Origin of the sequence: Bradyrhizobium sp. ARR65, from assembly GCF_000472385.1 — a bacterium.
Taxonomy (GTDB): Bacteria; Pseudomonadota; Alphaproteobacteria; order Rhizobiales; family Xanthobacteraceae; genus Bradyrhizobium.
The window spans coordinates 58496-73269 of sequence record NZ_AWZU01000001.1; the positions used below are offsets into that span (position 1 = coordinate 58496).

General features: G+C 63.7%; 17 protein-coding genes. 11 read left to right on the top strand and 6 right to left on the bottom strand.

The features are described 5' to 3' along the window. Positions 1–11: 11 nt before the first annotated feature. Both F758_RS0100300 and F758_RS0100305 read right to left on the bottom strand, forming a co-directional pair. A complete protein-coding gene (locus F758_RS0100300; protein ID WP_024505966.1) occupies positions 12–1103 on the bottom strand; it encodes a DUF2855 family protein in 1092 nt (363 codons plus the stop codon). A 2-nt stretch (positions 1104–1105) separates the two neighbouring features. Beyond that, positions 1106–1846, bottom strand: a complete 741-nt coding sequence (locus tag F758_RS0100305; RefSeq protein ID WP_024505967.1) for a DNA-3-methyladenine glycosylase family protein — start codon at positions 1844–1846, stop codon at positions 1106–1108. 110 nt (positions 1847–1956) lie between these two features. Here F758_RS0100305 and gluQRS point away from each other — a divergent pair, with 110 nt between their 5' ends. Both gluQRS and F758_RS0100320 read left to right on the top strand, forming a co-directional pair. Beyond that, a complete protein-coding gene (gene gluQRS / locus F758_RS0100310) occupies positions 1957–2826 on the top strand; it encodes a tRNA glutamyl-Q(34) synthetase GluQRS (protein WP_024505968.1) in 870 nt (289 codons plus the stop codon). Between the two features lie 103 nt (positions 2827–2929). After that, positions 2930–4207 (top strand): ATP-binding protein, encoded by a 1278-nt coding sequence (locus F758_RS0100320; protein ID WP_024505969.1) that lies wholly within the window; start codon positions 2930–2932, stop codon positions 4205–4207. On the opposite strand, the gene F758_RS0100325 is transcribed toward F758_RS0100320, so the two are convergent. Continuing rightward, positions 4134–5069 carry a YihY/virulence factor BrkB family protein gene (locus F758_RS0100325; RefSeq protein ID WP_502689113.1) on the bottom strand — a complete coding sequence of 312 codons (936 nt, stop codon included), beginning with the start codon at positions 5067–5069 and terminating at the stop codon, positions 4134–4136. The genes F758_RS0100320 and F758_RS0100325 overlap by 74 nt on opposite strands. Before the next feature lie 92 nt (positions 5070–5161). On the opposite strand from F758_RS0100325, the gene F758_RS0100330 reads away from it, so the two are divergent. The 6 genes from F758_RS0100330 to F758_RS0100355 all read left to right on the top strand — a co-directional run bounded on the left by F758_RS0100330 (position 5162) and on the right by F758_RS0100355 (position 9226). After that, the gene (locus F758_RS0100330; RefSeq protein ID WP_024505971.1) at positions 5162–5356 is read left to right on the top strand and encodes a twin transmembrane helix small protein; all 195 of its coding nucleotides are present in this window, start codon (positions 5162–5164) and stop codon (positions 5354–5356) included. Positions 5357–5374: 18 nt separating this feature from the next. Further along, on the top strand, positions 5375–5947 hold the full coding sequence (locus F758_RS0100335; RefSeq protein ID WP_024505972.1) for a cob(I)yrinic acid a,c-diamide adenosyltransferase: 573 nt from the start codon (positions 5375–5377) through the stop codon (positions 5945–5947). 116 nt (positions 5948–6063) lie between these two features. Next, positions 6064–6813 carry an electron transfer flavoprotein subunit beta/FixA family protein gene (locus tag F758_RS0100340; protein ID WP_024505973.1) on the top strand — a complete coding sequence of 250 codons (750 nt, stop codon included), beginning with the start codon at positions 6064–6066 and terminating at the stop codon, positions 6811–6813. Continuing rightward, entirely contained in the window at positions 6814–7758 is a 945-nt protein-coding gene (locus tag F758_RS0100345; RefSeq protein ID WP_024505974.1) for an electron transfer flavoprotein subunit alpha/FixB family protein, read from the top strand. Positions 7759–7970: 212 nt separating this feature from the next. Continuing rightward, positions 7971–8849, top strand: coding sequence for a 3-hydroxybutyryl-CoA dehydrogenase (locus F758_RS0100350; protein ID WP_024505975.1), 879 nt, complete (start codon positions 7971–7973; stop codon positions 8847–8849). Positions 8850–9028: 179 nt separating this feature from the next. Beyond that, entirely contained in the window at positions 9029–9226 is a 198-nt protein-coding gene (locus tag F758_RS0100355) for a putative motility protein (RefSeq protein WP_024505976.1), read from the top strand. A gap of 72 nt (positions 9227–9298) precedes the next feature. Here F758_RS0100355 and tlpA read toward each other — a convergent pair whose 3' ends face one another. Beyond that, positions 9299–9988, bottom strand: a complete 690-nt coding sequence (tlpA, locus tag F758_RS0100360) for a thiol:disulfide interchange protein TlpA (protein WP_024505977.1) — start codon at positions 9986–9988, stop codon at positions 9299–9301. A 164-nt stretch (positions 9989–10152) separates the two neighbouring features. Here tlpA and argH point away from each other — a divergent pair, with 164 nt between their 5' ends. From argH to lysA, 3 genes are all read left to right on the top strand, one after another. Then, complete coding sequence (gene argH, locus F758_RS0100365) at positions 10153–11544, top strand: argininosuccinate lyase (protein ID WP_024505978.1); 1392 nt, start codon at positions 10153–10155, stop codon at positions 11542–11544. A 98-nt stretch (positions 11545–11642) separates the two neighbouring features. Next, positions 11643–11921, top strand: a complete 279-nt coding sequence (gene lptM / locus F758_RS0100370) for an LPS translocon maturation chaperone LptM (protein WP_024505979.1) — start codon at positions 11643–11645, stop codon at positions 11919–11921. Between the two features lie 6 nt (positions 11922–11927). Then, complete coding sequence (gene lysA / locus F758_RS0100375; RefSeq protein WP_024505980.1) at positions 11928–13193, top strand: diaminopimelate decarboxylase; 1266 nt, start codon at positions 11928–11930, stop codon at positions 13191–13193. 252 nt (positions 13194–13445) lie between these two features. Here the strand turns inward: lysA and F758_RS0100380 are convergent, their stop codons facing one another. Then, on the bottom strand, positions 13446–14354 hold the full coding sequence (locus F758_RS0100380; protein WP_024505981.1) for an NAD(P)-dependent oxidoreductase: 909 nt from the start codon (positions 14352–14354) through the stop codon (positions 13446–13448). Positions 14355–14363: 9 nt separating this feature from the next. Next, positions 14364–14744 (bottom strand): carboxymuconolactone decarboxylase family protein, encoded by a 381-nt coding sequence (locus F758_RS0100385; RefSeq protein WP_024505982.1) that lies wholly within the window; start codon positions 14742–14744, stop codon positions 14364–14366. Positions 14745–14774: the final 30 nt, after the last annotated feature.

Below are 14774 nucleotides of genomic sequence, written 5' to 3' on the forward strand. Positions count from 1 at the left end.
CAGAAAGCGCCTCACCCAAGAAGCGACAGCATATGGCCCTGATCGGGCGGAATACGTCCCGAAAGCGTATCGAGATAAATCCGCTGCACGGCGGCAGCCCCGTGGCCTTTGACGACGGTGAGCCATTGCTCGAGCTTCGGTGCAAAGCCGATCCAGGCGGCGCCAAATCTTTTTTCGATGCCGCCCGGGCCCCATTCCCTGGCGCGCTTGCGGATCTGGTCGGGGGCGAAGAACCAGGCCGGCTTCGCGCCGGGCAGTTCCGGCTCGTCCGCGACGCTCGCGCGATGGGTGAGACCGATGCGGCCGGAATATCTGATGTGGTCGCCGAAGTGGCGATGCAGCTTGGCGCTCAAGTCGCTGTTGCCTGCCATGTCGACGAACGCCGTCGGCGCATCCGCTCGCAGCGAACTCACCTGGTCGTAGGTCACGACCTCGTCATAGCATCCGAGCGAAGCGACGAAGCCTGCATTCAGCGCGGAAGTCAGCCCGATCACCCTGATGCCCGGCCGCCCCGCATGCAAGAGATGAGCTAGTCCGAACGCGGTCTTGCTGGAAGCCGAGGACAGCATCACGCTTTGCGCGCCGAAGAACTCGTTCTCGGCGAGAAAATCGTCGACCAGAAACGACAACATGAACAGCGGCCGCAGCAATGCCTGGTAGTCGCCCTGCCGCCCCTCATAAGCGGGGTCACCGGTTACGCGCGCATAGGCGTTGTAGACCGGCGCCACGCCCTGGCGATGCGCGGCCGCGTCGCGCAAACCGCGTTTGCTCACGTCGGATGCTTCGATCAACAGATGGGTTGCCATCGGGTAATAGCCGAACAGGCGCTCGCCAACGGCCACAGCCGGATGCTTTGACGCGATTACCTCGCCAAAGCCCCAGACCGGGATGTTGCCAAAACCGTCTGGGGCCGGGAATAGCTGCCAATATTTCAGCTCATCGCCTACGACGGCATAGGTGATGTTGTTGGCGGTGAAGGCGAAGCGCTCGATCTTCACCAGCAGCGCTTCGCCGGACAGGCTTGCCTGATCGGGCAGTTGCATCTCGATGAGCTTGCTTTGCTTGAGATCGTCACGGGCAACGACAAAGGCGGTGCAATTCATGATCAGGACCCCGGCTGCTTTCGCGCCGAGATCTTTGCTTTGGTCGGGGTACCCTTTGCAACTGCAACATTGTTTGAAAAATTGTTCGCTTTTGTCCCGCTCGCGATGATGCCTTCGCGCTTCTTCACGGCCCGATAGTAACTCCACCACAAATGCGCCGCGGCGCCCCGCAGTGGGCGCCAGGGTTCTGCCAGCGGCGCCATCTGCTTCTCGCTCGGTCGTTCCTGCAAGCCGAGACCGATTTTCATCGCCTCCTGCACGGCGAGGTCGCCCGCCGGCCAGGCATCGCCGTGGCCGAGGCAGAACAGCAGGTAGACATCGGCGGTCCACGGCCCGATGCCGGGCAGCGCGGTGAGCGTGTGGTGGGCGGCGTCGGCGTCCTCTTCCGCCAGGACGTCGAGGTTTAAGCGCTCTTCCGCGAGTTCGCGTGCGATGTGTTTCAGCGTTTTGATCTTGGCCGCCGACAGGCCGAGCCGGCCCAGCCGGTCGGTCCGGGCCCGGCGGAACGCGTCATGGTGAAACGGATCGAAGGCGGCGGTGAGCCGGCCCCAGATTGCCGCCGCGCTCGCGGTCGAAAGCTGCTGCCCGCAAACGATGTGCGCGAGCCCCACAAAGCCCGGCTCGCGCCGCCGCAGAGATGGCATGCCCGCGATCTCCAGGACCGGCTTGAGGCGCGGGTCGAGCTTGAGCAGTTTCTCGAGGGCTTCTTCGAGGTCGGTCTGGGTGTGGAGGTGGACGGTCATGGCTGGCAGCAACTCACTCGTCATGCGCGGGCTTGACCCGCGCATCCATCTCACATCTTAACAGAGTCTTGATGGATGGATTGCCGGGTCAAGCCCGGCAATGACGAAAGATGCCACCCGTTTTCCGATTTGCCCCGAGCCCGAACGGCTATCTTCACCTCGGCCACGCCTATTCGGCGCTCTTGAACTTCGACCTCGCGCGGCAATCGGGCGGCCGTTTTCTGCTGCGGATCGAGGATATCGACCCCGCGCGCTGCCGGGCGGAGTTCGAGATGGCGATCCATGAGGATCTGGCCTGGCTTGGCATCAATTGGCAGCAGCCGGTCCGGCGCCAATCCGAACACCTTGCCGACTATGGCAACGCGCTCGAACAGCTCTCTGCCGAAGGCTTGGTCTATCCAAGCTTCGAGAGCCGCGCCGAGGTCGCGCGGCTCGTGGCTCAGCGCGAGCAGAGCGGTCCCTGGCCGCGCGATCCCGACGGCGCGCCGCTTTACCCGGGGACCGCGAAACAGCTTTCTGCCGGGGAGCGCGCGCGGCTGATGGAATCTGGCGCGCCTTACGCGCTGCGGCTGGACATGGCCGCCGCGATGGCGCGGGCGGGCCGGGTTTTCTGGACCGAACAGGGCGAGGGGCCCGCGGGCGAGACCGGCCGGATCGAAGCTCACCCCGGGGCCTGGGGCGACGTCATTCTGGCGCGCAAGGAGACGCCGACCAGCTATCACCTTTCGGTTGTGGTCGACGACGCCTTGCAGGAGGTGACCGAGGTGGTCCGCGGTCAAGACCTGTTTCACGCCACCAGCGTGCACGTGCTGTTGCAGCACCTGCTCGGCCTGCCCCAGCCGCGATATCGCCATCATCGTCTCATTGTCGACGAAGCCGGGTACAAGCTGTCGAAATCGACGAGGGCCACAGGCTTGCGCGAATTGCGTGCGGCGGGTGCCACGCCGGCCGATATCCGGAGTCTGCTCGGCTTACCCTGATCAATGGCTCGTTAAGGCTTGGGTCAGGACAGCCCAAACGTCTCCGTGACTCCTGCGGCCTTGCCGTGCGATGCTGTTTTCGGGGGCGGGGTCCACGGCAATCATGGCGTCAAGGTCGCGCGTTAAGCGCAGCAAGAAGCAATCGGCAGGCAAGCGCGTTCCCGCGGGCCGGCCGCGCCCTCGTGCCCAAAGAAAGCCCCAGGCAAAGGCCAAGGTCGCCAAGGCCAGGGTCAAAGCCGAGCCAGGTTCCGGTGTGATCGAGGCTGCGCTGGCCGCCTTTGCCCATGAAGTGCGCACGCCACTGACGGGCATTCTCGCGATCAGCGATCTCCTGGCCACCTCCGATCTCGGCGAGCGCGAGCGGCGCTGGGTGGATACCATCAAGGCCGGCGCCGAGCATCTTTCCGCACTCGCGACCCTGTTCGTCGATGCCGCCAAGCCCGGCCACGCCAGGGCGGCGCTCCGCGACGATTTATTCGACGTCAGGGCGCTGGCGCGCATTGCAGGCGACGCCCTTGCCGGGCGGGCCGTGGCCAAGGGGCTGCAGCCGGAGGTAGAGATTGCCGAAGACCTGCCCTCACTCGTGGTTGGCGATCCGGTGCGGCTCCGTGCCGCCCTCGAGAACCTGATCGACAACGCGGTGAAGTTCACTGAGCGAGGCAGCGTCGCGCTCAAGGTGAGTGTCGCTCGGCGCAGCAAAGACAGGATCGCGATCGCTTTCGTCGTCTCCGACAGCGGCATCGGCGTGTCGCTGAAGGAGATCAAGCGCCTGTTCCGGCCGTTCTCGCAGGCCAATGTCAGCATCGCCGCGCGTTTCGGCGGCGCTGGCCTGGGCCTGTCTTCGGTGAAGCAGATCGCGCGCGCGATGGGCGGCGATGTCGCGGTGTCGCAGCGCGGCGGCGGCGGCACCACTTTCACGCTCACGGTTACGCTCAAATCCGCCCAGCAGCCGCAGGCCACGCACGCGGGCGAGGCGGACGGCGCGCTGCCGCAAGGCGGCCATGCGCTGCGGATCCTGAGCGTCGAGGACAATCCGTTCGGGCGCGTCGTGCTCAACACCATCCTCACCGAGCTCGGACATCAGGCGGAATTCATCGGTCGCGGTGAGGATGCCATCGCGCGGGTCGAGCAGGGCGCCTTCGACGCCGTGCTGATGGACATGGTTCTGCCCGGCATCGACGGGATCGAGGCGATCAGGCGAATCCGCAGGCTTGCGCCGCCCCATGGACGCATCCCCATCATCGGGGTGTCCGGCCGCGGCGAGGACGAGGCGGCGTCGCGTGCGGCCGGCGCCGACGCCTTTCTGCTCAAGCCTGTCTCCCCGCGGGCGTTAGCGACTGCGCTGCTTGAAGCGACACGCCATGGGGCAGGCGCGACTTGATGATGGCCGCGTTGAGCTCGCCGCCATAGACGAAGATCGCGGCTATGAAATACAGAAACACCAGCGCGATGATCACTGACGCGAGCCCCGCATACATCGTGACATAGTTGTTGGCGAAGCGCGCCAGATATTGGCCGAAACCTATTCCTGACACCAGCGAGGCCACCAGCGTGAAGACGATGCCGGGCAGGATCTGCAAAAATCTCCTCCGCCCGGCCGGCAACCAGGCATGCAGGATGAACAGCGCCACCGTCAGCGCGGTGATGGTGATGCCGTAGCGGAGAACGTTCAGAAGCTGTTCGTTGGTCTCGACGATCAAGGGAATGTACCGCCGCGCGGCCTCGATGATCAGCGGCCCGAGCACGATCAGGAAGGCCATCGCCAGGGCCGTGAAGGCGGCAACCAGCGTGTAGCCGATCGATTCCAGCCGCAGCCAGTACCAGCGGCGCGGCTCGACCACCGCATAGGCGCGGTTGAGCCCGACCCGCAGCGCTTCGACGCCGTTGGAGGCGAAATAGACCGCAAGCACTGCGCCGACGGTGAGGATATCGCCGCGCGTGGTGCTCAACACATCATGGATCTGGTCCGACAGCGCGTCGGCGACCTGGTGCGGCCAGGTCTGCAGCAGGAGCTGCATCGCCTGGTCGGCGAGCTGTTTGGAGCCGAAGAAGAAGCCGGCCAGCGAGGTCAGCACGATGAGGAAAGGAAACAGCGCCATCAGGCTCGAGAGCGCAATATGGCTTGCGATCGCCCAACCGTCGTCGGCGAGGAAGGTGTAGAACGCATCCATGACGACATGGAAGACGTAGCGAAGCTGCTTCACAATGCACCTTATCCCGGCGACGGCGGCTGCAGCTACCATCTGATATTACTCGGCAAAAAGCCAGATCGTTGCATCAAAACCGCGCGCGGGGGGTGATGGCGCAGGCGTCATGCGGATGTTATCTAGCCGCGATGGCCACCTTTCTAAGCAAGTTCATCCTCCCCGTCGCACTCGCTGCCGTCGCGCTGGTTCTGCTGCTCGGTCTCGTCAACATGATGCGGGGCGGTTCGCCGAATACGTCGCAGCGCCTGATGCGCCTGCGCGTGCTGCTGCAATTCGTCGCGATCGTCATCGCCATGCTCGCGGTCTGGGTGATGGGGCATTAATGAGAGGGAGTTGAGATCATGGTCGTGCTCAATCGCATCTACACGCGTACCGGCGACGACGGCACCACCGCGCTCGGCAGTGGCGAGCGCCGTCCGAAATTCGATCTGCGCGTTTCCGCCTATGGAACCGTCGACGAGACCAACGCCGCCATCGGCGTGGCGCGGCTGCATGTGAAGGACATGGCTGAGCTCGACGCCATGCTGGGGCTGATCCAGAACGACCTGTTCGATCTGGGCGCCGACCTCTCGGTGCCGCAGCGCGAGGGCAAGGCGGAGCGCCTGCGCATGGTGTCGAGCCAGGTCGAGCGCCTGGAACGCGATATTGACAGTCTGAATGCGAAGCTCGCGCCGCTCACCTCCTTCGTGCTGCCGGGCGGCACCGCGGGCGCGGCTTATTTGCATCTGGCGCGCACAATATGCCGCCGGGCGGAACGCATGATGGTGGAACTTGCGGCCAAGCCGGATGAGCCGGTCAGCGACGCGGCGATCCAGTATATGAACCGGCTGTCGGATTTCCTATTTGTCGCCAGCCGCGCAGCGAATAATAACGGTGCAGGCGATGTGCTTTGGATACCCGGTCAGAACCGGTAGAGGTGGCCGTTCGGGGCGATTTTTGCCGCCTCGCGCGTTGACCGGGATGAATGGGACCTTTAGGTTCCGCGCCCAGAGATCAAACCCTTGAATTAGCCTTAAGCGAAAGAGGATCGATGAAGGTTCTGGTGCCGGTGAAGCGCGTGGTCGATTACAACGTCAAGGTCCGCGTCAAGAGCGACGGATCGGGCGTCGAACTCGCGAACGTCAAAATGTCGATGAATCCGTTCGACGAAATCGCGGTCGAGGAAGCGCTGCGGCTGAAAGAGGCCGGCAAGGCAACCGAGGTCGTCGTCGTCTCGATCGGACCGGCGCAGGCGTCCGAGACCATCCGCACCGGGCTCGCCATGGGTGCTGACCGCGGCATCCTGGTCAAGGCCGAGGGTACCGTCGAACCGCTGGCGGTCGCGAAAATCCTGAAGAAAGTTGCTGAGGAAGAGCAGCCGGGCCTGATCATTCTCGGCAAGCAGGCGATCGATGACGACTCGAACCAGACCGGCCAGATGCTGGCGGCGCTGCTCGGCTGGTCGCAAGCGACCTTCGCCTCCAAGCTCGAGGTCGAAGGAAGCGACTTCAAGGTGACGCGCGAGGTCGATGGCGGCCTGCAGACGGTCAAGCTGAAGGGCCCGGCGATCGTCACCACGGATCTGCGGCTGAACGAGCCGCGCTACGCCTCGCTGCCCAACATCATGAAGGCGAAGAAGAAGCCGATCGCGGAGAAGAACGCATCCGACTACGGCGTCGATCTTAGCCTCCATCTCGAAATCCTGAAAACCGCGGAACCACCGGGTCGCAAGGCAGGCGTCAAGGTCAAGGACGTCGCCGAGCTGGTGTCGAAGCTGAAGAATGAAGCCGGGGTTCTCTAAATGACGACGTTGCTGATTGCCGAACACGACAACGCATCGCTGAAGGATGCGACCAACAAGGCGGTGACGGCTGCAAGCCAGCTCGGCGCCGATGTCGACGTGCTGGTGGCCGGCCAGAATGCCAAGGGCGCGGCGGAGGCCGCCGCAAAGCTTTCCGGCGTGAAGAAGGTGCTGCTCGCCGAGGGCGACGTCTATGCCCATGATCTCGCCGAGCCTCTGGCCGCGCTGATCGTGTCGCTCGCGTCTTCCTATGACGCTCTCGTCGCCCCGGCGACCTCGCGCTTCAAGAACGTGATGCCGCGCGTCGCGGCGCTGCTCGACGTCATGCAGGTGTCGGAGATCATCAAGGTGGTGTCGCCCGATACCTTCGAGCGGCCCATTTATGCCGGTAACGCGATCCAGACCGTGAAGTCGAAGGACGCCAAGAAGGTCATCACCGTGCGCACCTCGACCTTCGCCGCGACCGGCGAGGGCGGCAGCGCGCCAATCGAGAACGTCTCCGCCACGGCCGATCCCGGCCTTTCCAGCTTTGTCGGCGAGGAAGTCGCGAAAAGCGACCGGCCCGAGCTGACCTCGGCGAAAATCATCGTCTCCGGCGGCCGCGCCATGCAGAGCCGGGAGAATTTCAGCAAGTATATCGAGCCGCTCGCGGATAAGCTCGGCGCCGGTGTGGGCGCCTCACGCGCCGCGGTCGACGCCGGCTACGCGCCGAACGACTGGCAGGTCGGCCAGACCGGCAAGGTGGTCGCGCCCGAGCTCTATATTGCCGTCGGTATTTCCGGCGCGATTCAGCATCTCGCCGGCATGAAGGATTCCAAGGTGATCGTGGCGATCAACAAGGACGAGGACGCGCCGATCTTTCAGGTCGCCGATTACGGCCTGGTCGCCGATCTCTACCAGGCGGTTCCTGAACTGACCTCGGAGCTCGGTAAGCTCGGCAAGTGAATTCGGGACCACCGGCCGGATGGAAAAATCCGGCCGGTGTTGTTTTATGGAGCATAATCGGGACCCGGAGAACCGCGTTGAGCCGCGAGGGGGCTCTGGTTTTTCCGAACCTGATGCGCAATCAAGACCTAGAGCGCGACCGAGATTCCGCCTAATCTTATTGCGCCCTAGAGGGCAGGCGCGGTGAGCGCGCCGTTCCGGTGGATGAGAAAATGGCTGTGATCAAGAAGGTCGGCGTGATCGGTGCGGGCCAGATGGGCAATGGCATCGCTCATGTCGCGGCGCTCGCAGGCTTTGACGTGGTGCTCAACGACGTTTCGGCCGATCGGCTGAAGTCGGGCATGGCAACCATCAACGGCAATCTGTCCCGGCAGGTCGCCAAGCAGGTGATCAGCGAGGGTGCCAAGGCCAAGGCGATCGGCCGCATCACGCTGACCGGAACGCTCGACGATCTCGCCGATTGCGACCTGGTGATAGAGACCGCGGTCGAGAAGGAGGAGGTCAAGCGCAAGATCTTTCACGATCTCTGCGCCATCTTAAAGCCCGAGGCGCTGATCGCCTCCGACACCTCCTCGATCTCGATCACCCGGCTCGCCTCGACCACCGATCGGCCCGAGCGCTTCATCGGTATTCATTTCATGAATCCGGTGCCGCTGATGGAGTTGGTCGAGCTGATTCGCGGCATCGCCACCGATGATTCCACCTTCGAGGCCGCCAAGGAATTCGTCGCAAAGCTCGGCAAGCAGGTCGCGGTATCCGAGGATTTCCCCGCCTTCATCGTCAACCGCATCCTGATGCCGATGATCAACGAGGCGATCTACACCCTCTATGAGGGGGTCGGGAACGTCGAAGCGATCGATGCGGCCATGAAGCTGGGGGCGCATCACCCGATGGGGCCGCTGGAACTGGCGGATTTCATCGGCCTGGATACCTGCCTCTCGATCATGCAGGTGCTGCATGAGGGACTCGCGGACTCCAAATACCGTCCCTGTCCGCTGCTCGTGAAATATGTCGAGGCCGGCTGGTTGGGGCGCAAAACCCAGCGCGGCTTTTACGATTATCGCGGCCCCAAGCCGGTCCCGACGCGGTAACGGCTTGTCATTGCCGGGCTTGACCCGGCGATCCATCATCGGCTTTCTTTGAAGATGGATGGGTACGTGGGTCAAGCCCGCGTATGACGAGCACAACTGGCGCGGCGTTTCCCCACCCCCAATCTCCACACTTCATTAACGATCCATGCGTACGGTGCCTGCAAAAGGGGTATTTGCGTATGGATCTGGTGAGCATGGTCAGCGACGTCATGGTCGCCAAGGCAGGGGCGCTGCAGACGCAGGTCGCCACCACCTTGCTGAAGCAGAATCTCGATGCGCAGAAATCGACGGTCCTGACCCTGCTTGGCGCCGGTCAGCAGCCCTCGCTGGCAAATGTCGGCGCCGGGATCGGTAACAATCTCAATATCTCGGCCTAGGGAAGGCACACCACACCCTGGTCCTTCGCCCTTCGAGGCTCGCTTTCGCTTGCGCCTTCAGGATGACGGAACCTAAAGTCCTGCCGCAGCCGGCGCGATCGCCGCCGTAATCAGCTTGATGGCGTCGTTGCTGTTCCACTCGGCGGGGCCATTGATGGTCGCGATTTCGCACCCTTTGGGGTCGACCAGCACTGAGGTCGGCATGCCCAGCGCCCGACCTATCGCTTTAAGATCCTGAAACACCTTGGCTTTTTGGTCGCTGTAATTGCCGAGCCGGGTCAGGTTGGCATCTTTCAGGAAATTCTTCGGCTTGTCGGGATCGCGGGTGTCGATGTTGATCGCGACCACCTGGAAATTGGGGCCTCCAAGCTTCTCCTGAAGACCGTTCAGCGCGGGCATTTCCCGTCGGCAGGGGACGCACCAAGTGGCCCAGAGGTTCACCAGCACCGTCTTGCCGTGCCAGTCGGAGAGCTTTTTCGCCTTGCCGTCTGCATCTTCAAAGGTGAGGTCCGGCAGCTTCAATGGGCTAGTTGCGACGTTGAGCGCCGCCACCTCGCCATGCACCAGCGGGGCGATCCTTTTCGCCGTGTCGACCGCGCCGCGGCAGGCGGGATCGCCCGCCTCATGGTGCAGGCTGCCGAACCCGTAAAGGGCGGCAAACCCGATGCCGCCGCCGATCAGGACCGCCGCAATTGCCAGCGGAATGCGGCGCGCAGGCCTCGCCGGCGGGGTTGTGGGATGTTCGGGCATATCGTTTGTCATTCTGTATCGGATACGGCTATGCAGGGGCCGACGTTACGCGCCCTACAGCATGGTCCGGAAAAGTGGAAACCGGCTTTCCGAAGAGATCATGCTTAAACAAGGAGCGTGGGCCCGCCGCAACGGCGCCAGATTTAGACGAATGGCAGGACATTGAGCAGCAAATCATGAGCAACAAGATGTGGGGTGGCCGGTTCTCCGAACGCCCCGATGCGATCATGGAGGAGATCAACGTCTCCATCGACGTCGACAGGCACCTTTACGCCCAGGATATTGCCGCGTCCAAGGCGCACGCGGCCATGCTCGCCGCCCAGGGCATCATCACGGGCTCTGATGCAAAAAATATAGCGAGGGGTCTAGACACGATTTTGTCAGAAATCGGCAAAGGCGCCTTCGACTTCAAGCGCGCGCTCGAGGACATTCACATGAATGTCGAGAGCAGGCTTGCCGAATTGATCGGGCCCGCGGCGGGCCGGCTGCACACCGCCCGCTCGCGCAACGACCAGGTCGCCACCGATTTCCGTCTCTATGTCCGCGACACCATCGACGAGATCGATGCGGCGCTACTTCAGTTCCAGAGCGCGCTGGTGGCGCGCGCCAGCGAACATGCCGCAACCGTCATGCCGGGCTTCACCCATCTGCAGACCGCGCAGCCGGTGACCTTCGGCCATCATCTGCTCGCCTATGTCGAGATGGCGGGGCGCGATCGCGGCCGCTTTGCCGATGCCCGCAAGCGCCTCAACGAGTCCCCGCTCGGCGCCGCGGCGCTCGCCGGCACCTCCTTTCCGATCGACCGCGAAGCCACCGCGAAAGCGCTGGGGTTCGATCGTCCCATGGCCAATTCGCTGGACGCGGTTTCCGACCGCGACTTCGTGCTGGAAACGCTGTCGGCCGCGGCGATCACCGCGGTGCATCTGTCGCGCTTTGCCGAGGAAATCGTGATCTGGACCTCGCCGCTGGTCGGCCTGGTGCGGTTGTCCGACAAGTTCACCACCGGCTCCTCCATCATGCCGCAGAAGCGCAATCCGGACGCGGCGGAACTGGTGCGCGCCAAGACCGGGCGCGTGATCGGGGCGCTGACCGGGCTCCTCATCGTGATGAAGGGCCTGCCGCTCGCCTATCAGAAGGACATGCAGGAGGACAAGGAGGGCGCGATGGAAGCCTTTGCGGCGCTGTCGCTAGCCATCCGCGCCATGACCGGCATGGTCGCCGACCTCGTGCCCGACGAGGCCAGGATGAAGGCGGCCGCCGGCGAGGGCTATGCCACCGCGACCGATCTCGCCGATTGGCTAGTGCGAACGCTGAAAATGCCGTTCCGCGATGCCCATCACGTCACCGGGCGGATTGTCGCGAGAGCGGCGCAAGATGGCGTCGCGCTGCATGAACTGCCGCTGGCGGCGATGCAGGAGATCGAGCCCAAGATCACCGCCGACGTGCTGAAGGTCCTTTCGGTGGAATCATCGGTGAAAAGCCGCACCTCTTACGGTGGTACCGCGCCGAAAAACGTGCTCTCCCAGGCCAAGGCCTGGGCGAGGCGGCTGGAAAAGCAGCGAAAATAGGGCTGGGTTGGCGAATCTCGCTGCAATTTCATGGTGATTGAGCTCTCGCCAGACCGAAGCAATCTTTGTATGGTGCGCCGCGCATTGGGGATTTCGCCGTGAATCGCAATTTTCGCCCGAGATTTTCGGGATGGGCCGTCCTGTTCGTGAGCGTGGCTGCGCTGACGCTGGCGGGCTGCGGCCGCAAGGGCCCGCTGGAATTGCCGCCGACCGCCTCGTCGGCTTCCACGGCCAATCCCCCGCCGGCCACCGACACCGAGCAGGAGGCCGCGAACCGGCCCAGCGTCTTCAATCCGACCTATGGCACGGAAGCTGGGCCGACCGCGCCCAGAGGCGGCAAAAAAGCTTTCATCCTCGACCCGCTTCTGGGTAACTGAGAAGCCATGAACCATTTTGATTATCGCAACGGCGTGCTGCACGCCGAGGCGGTGAACCTCGCTGAGCTCGCCTCAAGCGTGGGGACGCCGTTTTATTGCTATTCCACCGCGACGTTGGAGCGGCATTACCGCGTGTTCACCGAGGCATTCGCAGGCGAAAAAGCGCTCGTCTGCTACGCCATGAAGGCGAACTCCAACCAGTCGGTGCTGCGCACGCTCGCGAGGCTAGGGGCTGGCGCCGATGTGGTCTCGGGCGGCGAATTGAAGCGGGCGCTGGCCGCCGGCATCCCGCCGCACAAGATCGTGTTTTCCGGCGTCGGCAAGACCGACGCCGAGCTGCGCGCCGCGCTCGCAGCGGACATTCTCTGCATCAACATCGAATCCGAGCCCGAGCTGGAACTGCTGTCGCGGCTTGCCGTCGAGACCGGGCGACCCGCAAGCATCTCGGTGCGCGTCAACCCGGACGTCGATGCCGGTACTCATGCCAAGATCTCCACCGGCAAGTCCGAAAACAAGTTCGGCATTCCGCTCACCCATGCGCGGGCGGTCTATGCGCGGGCCGCGAAGCTGCCGGGCATCAAGGTGCGAGGTGCCGACATGCATATCGGCAGCCAGATCACCGATCTCACAAACATGGAGACGGCGTTCCGCCTGCTCGTTGAATTCGTGCAGACGCTGCGTGCCGACGGTCACGATATCTCGCATATCGATTTCGGGGGCGGCTTGGGCATTCCCTATCACTTGGACCGCGCGGTGCCGCCGGAGCCCCACGCCTACGCCGCGATGGTCAAGCGCATCGCGCATAATCTCGGCTGCACGCTCCTGTTCGAGCCGGGCCGGCTGATCGTCGGCAATGCCGGCATCCTGGTTGCGCGCGTCATCTATGTGAAGCATGGCCAAGCGAAGAACTTCGTCATCATCGACGCCGCGATGAACGACATGATCCGGCCGACGCTGTACGAGGCGCATCACGACATCCTGCCGGTGCTTGAGGCTGCAGGGGGCGCGAAGACGATCGTGGCCGATGTTGTCGGGCCGGTCTGCGAAAGCGGGGACTATCTCGCGCTCGACCGCACCCTTCCCGAGCCCAGGGCCGGGGATCTCCTGGCGATCATGACCTCCGGCGCCTATGGCGCCGTGCAATCCGGCACCTACAATACGCGCCCCCTGGTGCCCGAAGTGCTGGTGAAAGGCGACCAATACGCCGTCGTGCGTCCGCGCCTTGATGTTGATGCGCTGATCGCGCTGGATAGACCGGCGCCGTGGCTGTGAGGCATTGCTGCTAAAGCACCTTCGGTGTCCGCCTGACGAAGGCCGGGACCCATACCGCCAGGCGGGACTTGTGGCGCGAATCTCTCTCCTCCGTCATGCCCGGGCTTGTCCCGGGCATCCACGCGCTTGCTCATTGTAGGCTGCAAAGACGTGGATGGCCGGGACAAGCCCGGCAATGACGTGTGGCTTGGTCATTGCCATCCTATGACCGCCTGTGGTTCTGGGTCCCGGCGCTTGGCCGGACGATCGCCTTTATTTGGTGGCGTGAATGCCGGTTGTTTCTCCCACCACGACGCCCGCCGCCTTCTCGATCGGCTTGATCGCCGCGGTGAAATCGGACTCCGCGCCCTCGTCGCGGATCACGACTTCCCATAGCCGCCCGACCGCCTCGGCGACCTCCATCTTCAGGCCCAGAGATTTCATCTCTTCCAACGCAAGCCGCACGTCCTTCACCATCAGCCCCGTGGCGAAGCCGAAATCGAAGCTGCGCGGCAGCACGGAGCGCGGAAACTTGTCGCGGCTTGCGGTGTTGAGGCCCGATCCGGCATTGATGACATCGATCATCACCTTCGGATCGAGCCCGGCCTTCACGCCCATCACCACGGCTTCCGATGTCGCCACCATCGCGGTGGCCGAGAGAAAATTATTGGCGAGCTTCATCGTCTGCCCGGAGCCCGGCTTCTCGCCGATGAAGAACACCTTGCCGATCACCTCCAACGCGCCTCTCACCGCCTCGAACTCCGCGCGCGGCCCCGAGACCATGACCGCCAGCGTTCCTTTCTCGGCGCCGGCGACACCGCCGGAGACGGGGCTGTCGATCTGCACGATGTTGCGCCCCCCGAGCAAATCGTGAATGCGCAGTGCCATCTGCGAGCCGACCGTGGATAGATCGACGAAGCGCCTCACGCGCTTGCCTTCGATCACGCCGGCAGCACCCGTTGCGACATCGAGCGAGGCCTGCAGCGAGGGCAGGCTCGCCATCACGGTCTCGGTGCGATCGGCGATCTCTTTCGGCGATGAGGCGGCCTCGGCGCCGAGCGCGCGCAGCGCCTCGACCGGTTCCTTGCGCGTATCGAATACGGTCAGGTGATGCCCGGCCTCGATCAGCCGGCGGGCCATGGGGAAGCCCATCTTCCCCAGCCCGATGAATCCGATATCCATTGGGCAGCCTCAAGCCTTGTCGATTTCGGCAAACACTTCGCGCGCGACGCGGAAACTGTCGACGGCCGCCGGCATGCCGCCATAGATCGCGACCTGCATCAGGATCTCGCGAATCTCCTCCCGCGTGACGCCGTTGGTGAGCGCGCCCTTCAGATGCGCGCGCAATTCATGCGGCCGGTTGAGGATCGAGATCATGGCGATGTTGAGCATGCTGCGCGTCTTGCGCGGCAGCTCCTCGCGTCCCCACACCGCGCCCCAGCAATATTCGGTGAGCAGCTCCTGGAACGGCTTGTTGAAGCTGTCGACGGTCTTAAGTGTGTTGTTGACATGGGCCTCGCCGAGCACGGCTTTGCGAATTTCCAGGCCTTTGTCGTAAGTTTTCTGGTCCATGAGCGTTCCTCGAGGCTTCACATTGGGCTG

Coding starts and splice junctions, on each gene's coding strand:
- F758_RS0100300 (WP_024505966.1), bottom strand. CDS start 1,103: ATGAATTGCACCGCCTTTGTCGTTGCCCGTGACGATCTCAAGCAAAGC.
- F758_RS0100305 (WP_024505967.1), bottom strand. CDS start 1,846: ATGACCGTCCACCTCCACACCCAGACCGACCTCGAAGAAGCCCTCGAG.
- gluQRS (WP_024505968.1), top strand. CDS start 1,957: ATGCCACCCGTTTTCCGATTTGCCCCGAGCCCGAACGGCTATCTTCAC.
- F758_RS0100320 (WP_024505969.1), top strand. CDS start 2,930: ATGGCGTCAAGGTCGCGCGTTAAGCGCAGCAAGAAGCAATCGGCAGGC.
- F758_RS0100325 (WP_502689113.1), bottom strand. CDS start 5,069: ATGGTAGCTGCAGCCGCCGTCGCCGGGATAAGGTGCATTGTGAAGCAG.
- F758_RS0100330 (WP_024505971.1), top strand. CDS start 5,162: ATGGCCACCTTTCTAAGCAAGTTCATCCTCCCCGTCGCACTCGCTGCC.
- F758_RS0100335 (WP_024505972.1), top strand. CDS start 5,375: ATGGTCGTGCTCAATCGCATCTACACGCGTACCGGCGACGACGGCACC.
- F758_RS0100340 (WP_024505973.1), top strand. CDS start 6,064: ATGAAGGTTCTGGTGCCGGTGAAGCGCGTGGTCGATTACAACGTCAAG.
- F758_RS0100345 (WP_024505974.1), top strand. CDS start 6,814: ATGACGACGTTGCTGATTGCCGAACACGACAACGCATCGCTGAAGGAT.
- F758_RS0100350 (WP_024505975.1), top strand. CDS start 7,971: ATGGCTGTGATCAAGAAGGTCGGCGTGATCGGTGCGGGCCAGATGGGC.
- F758_RS0100355 (WP_024505976.1), top strand. CDS start 9,029: ATGGATCTGGTGAGCATGGTCAGCGACGTCATGGTCGCCAAGGCAGGG.
- tlpA (WP_024505977.1), bottom strand. CDS start 9,988: ATGACAAACGATATGCCCGAACATCCCACAACCCCGCCGGCGAGGCCT.
- argH (WP_024505978.1), top strand. CDS start 10,153: ATGAGCAACAAGATGTGGGGTGGCCGGTTCTCCGAACGCCCCGATGCG.
- lysA (WP_024505980.1), top strand. CDS start 11,928: ATGAACCATTTTGATTATCGCAACGGCGTGCTGCACGCCGAGGCGGTG.
- F758_RS0100380 (WP_024505981.1), bottom strand. CDS start 14,354: ATGGATATCGGATTCATCGGGCTGGGGAAGATGGGCTTCCCCATGGCC.
- F758_RS0100385 (WP_024505982.1), bottom strand. CDS start 14,744: ATGGACCAGAAAACTTACGACAAAGGCCTGGAAATTCGCAAAGCCGTG.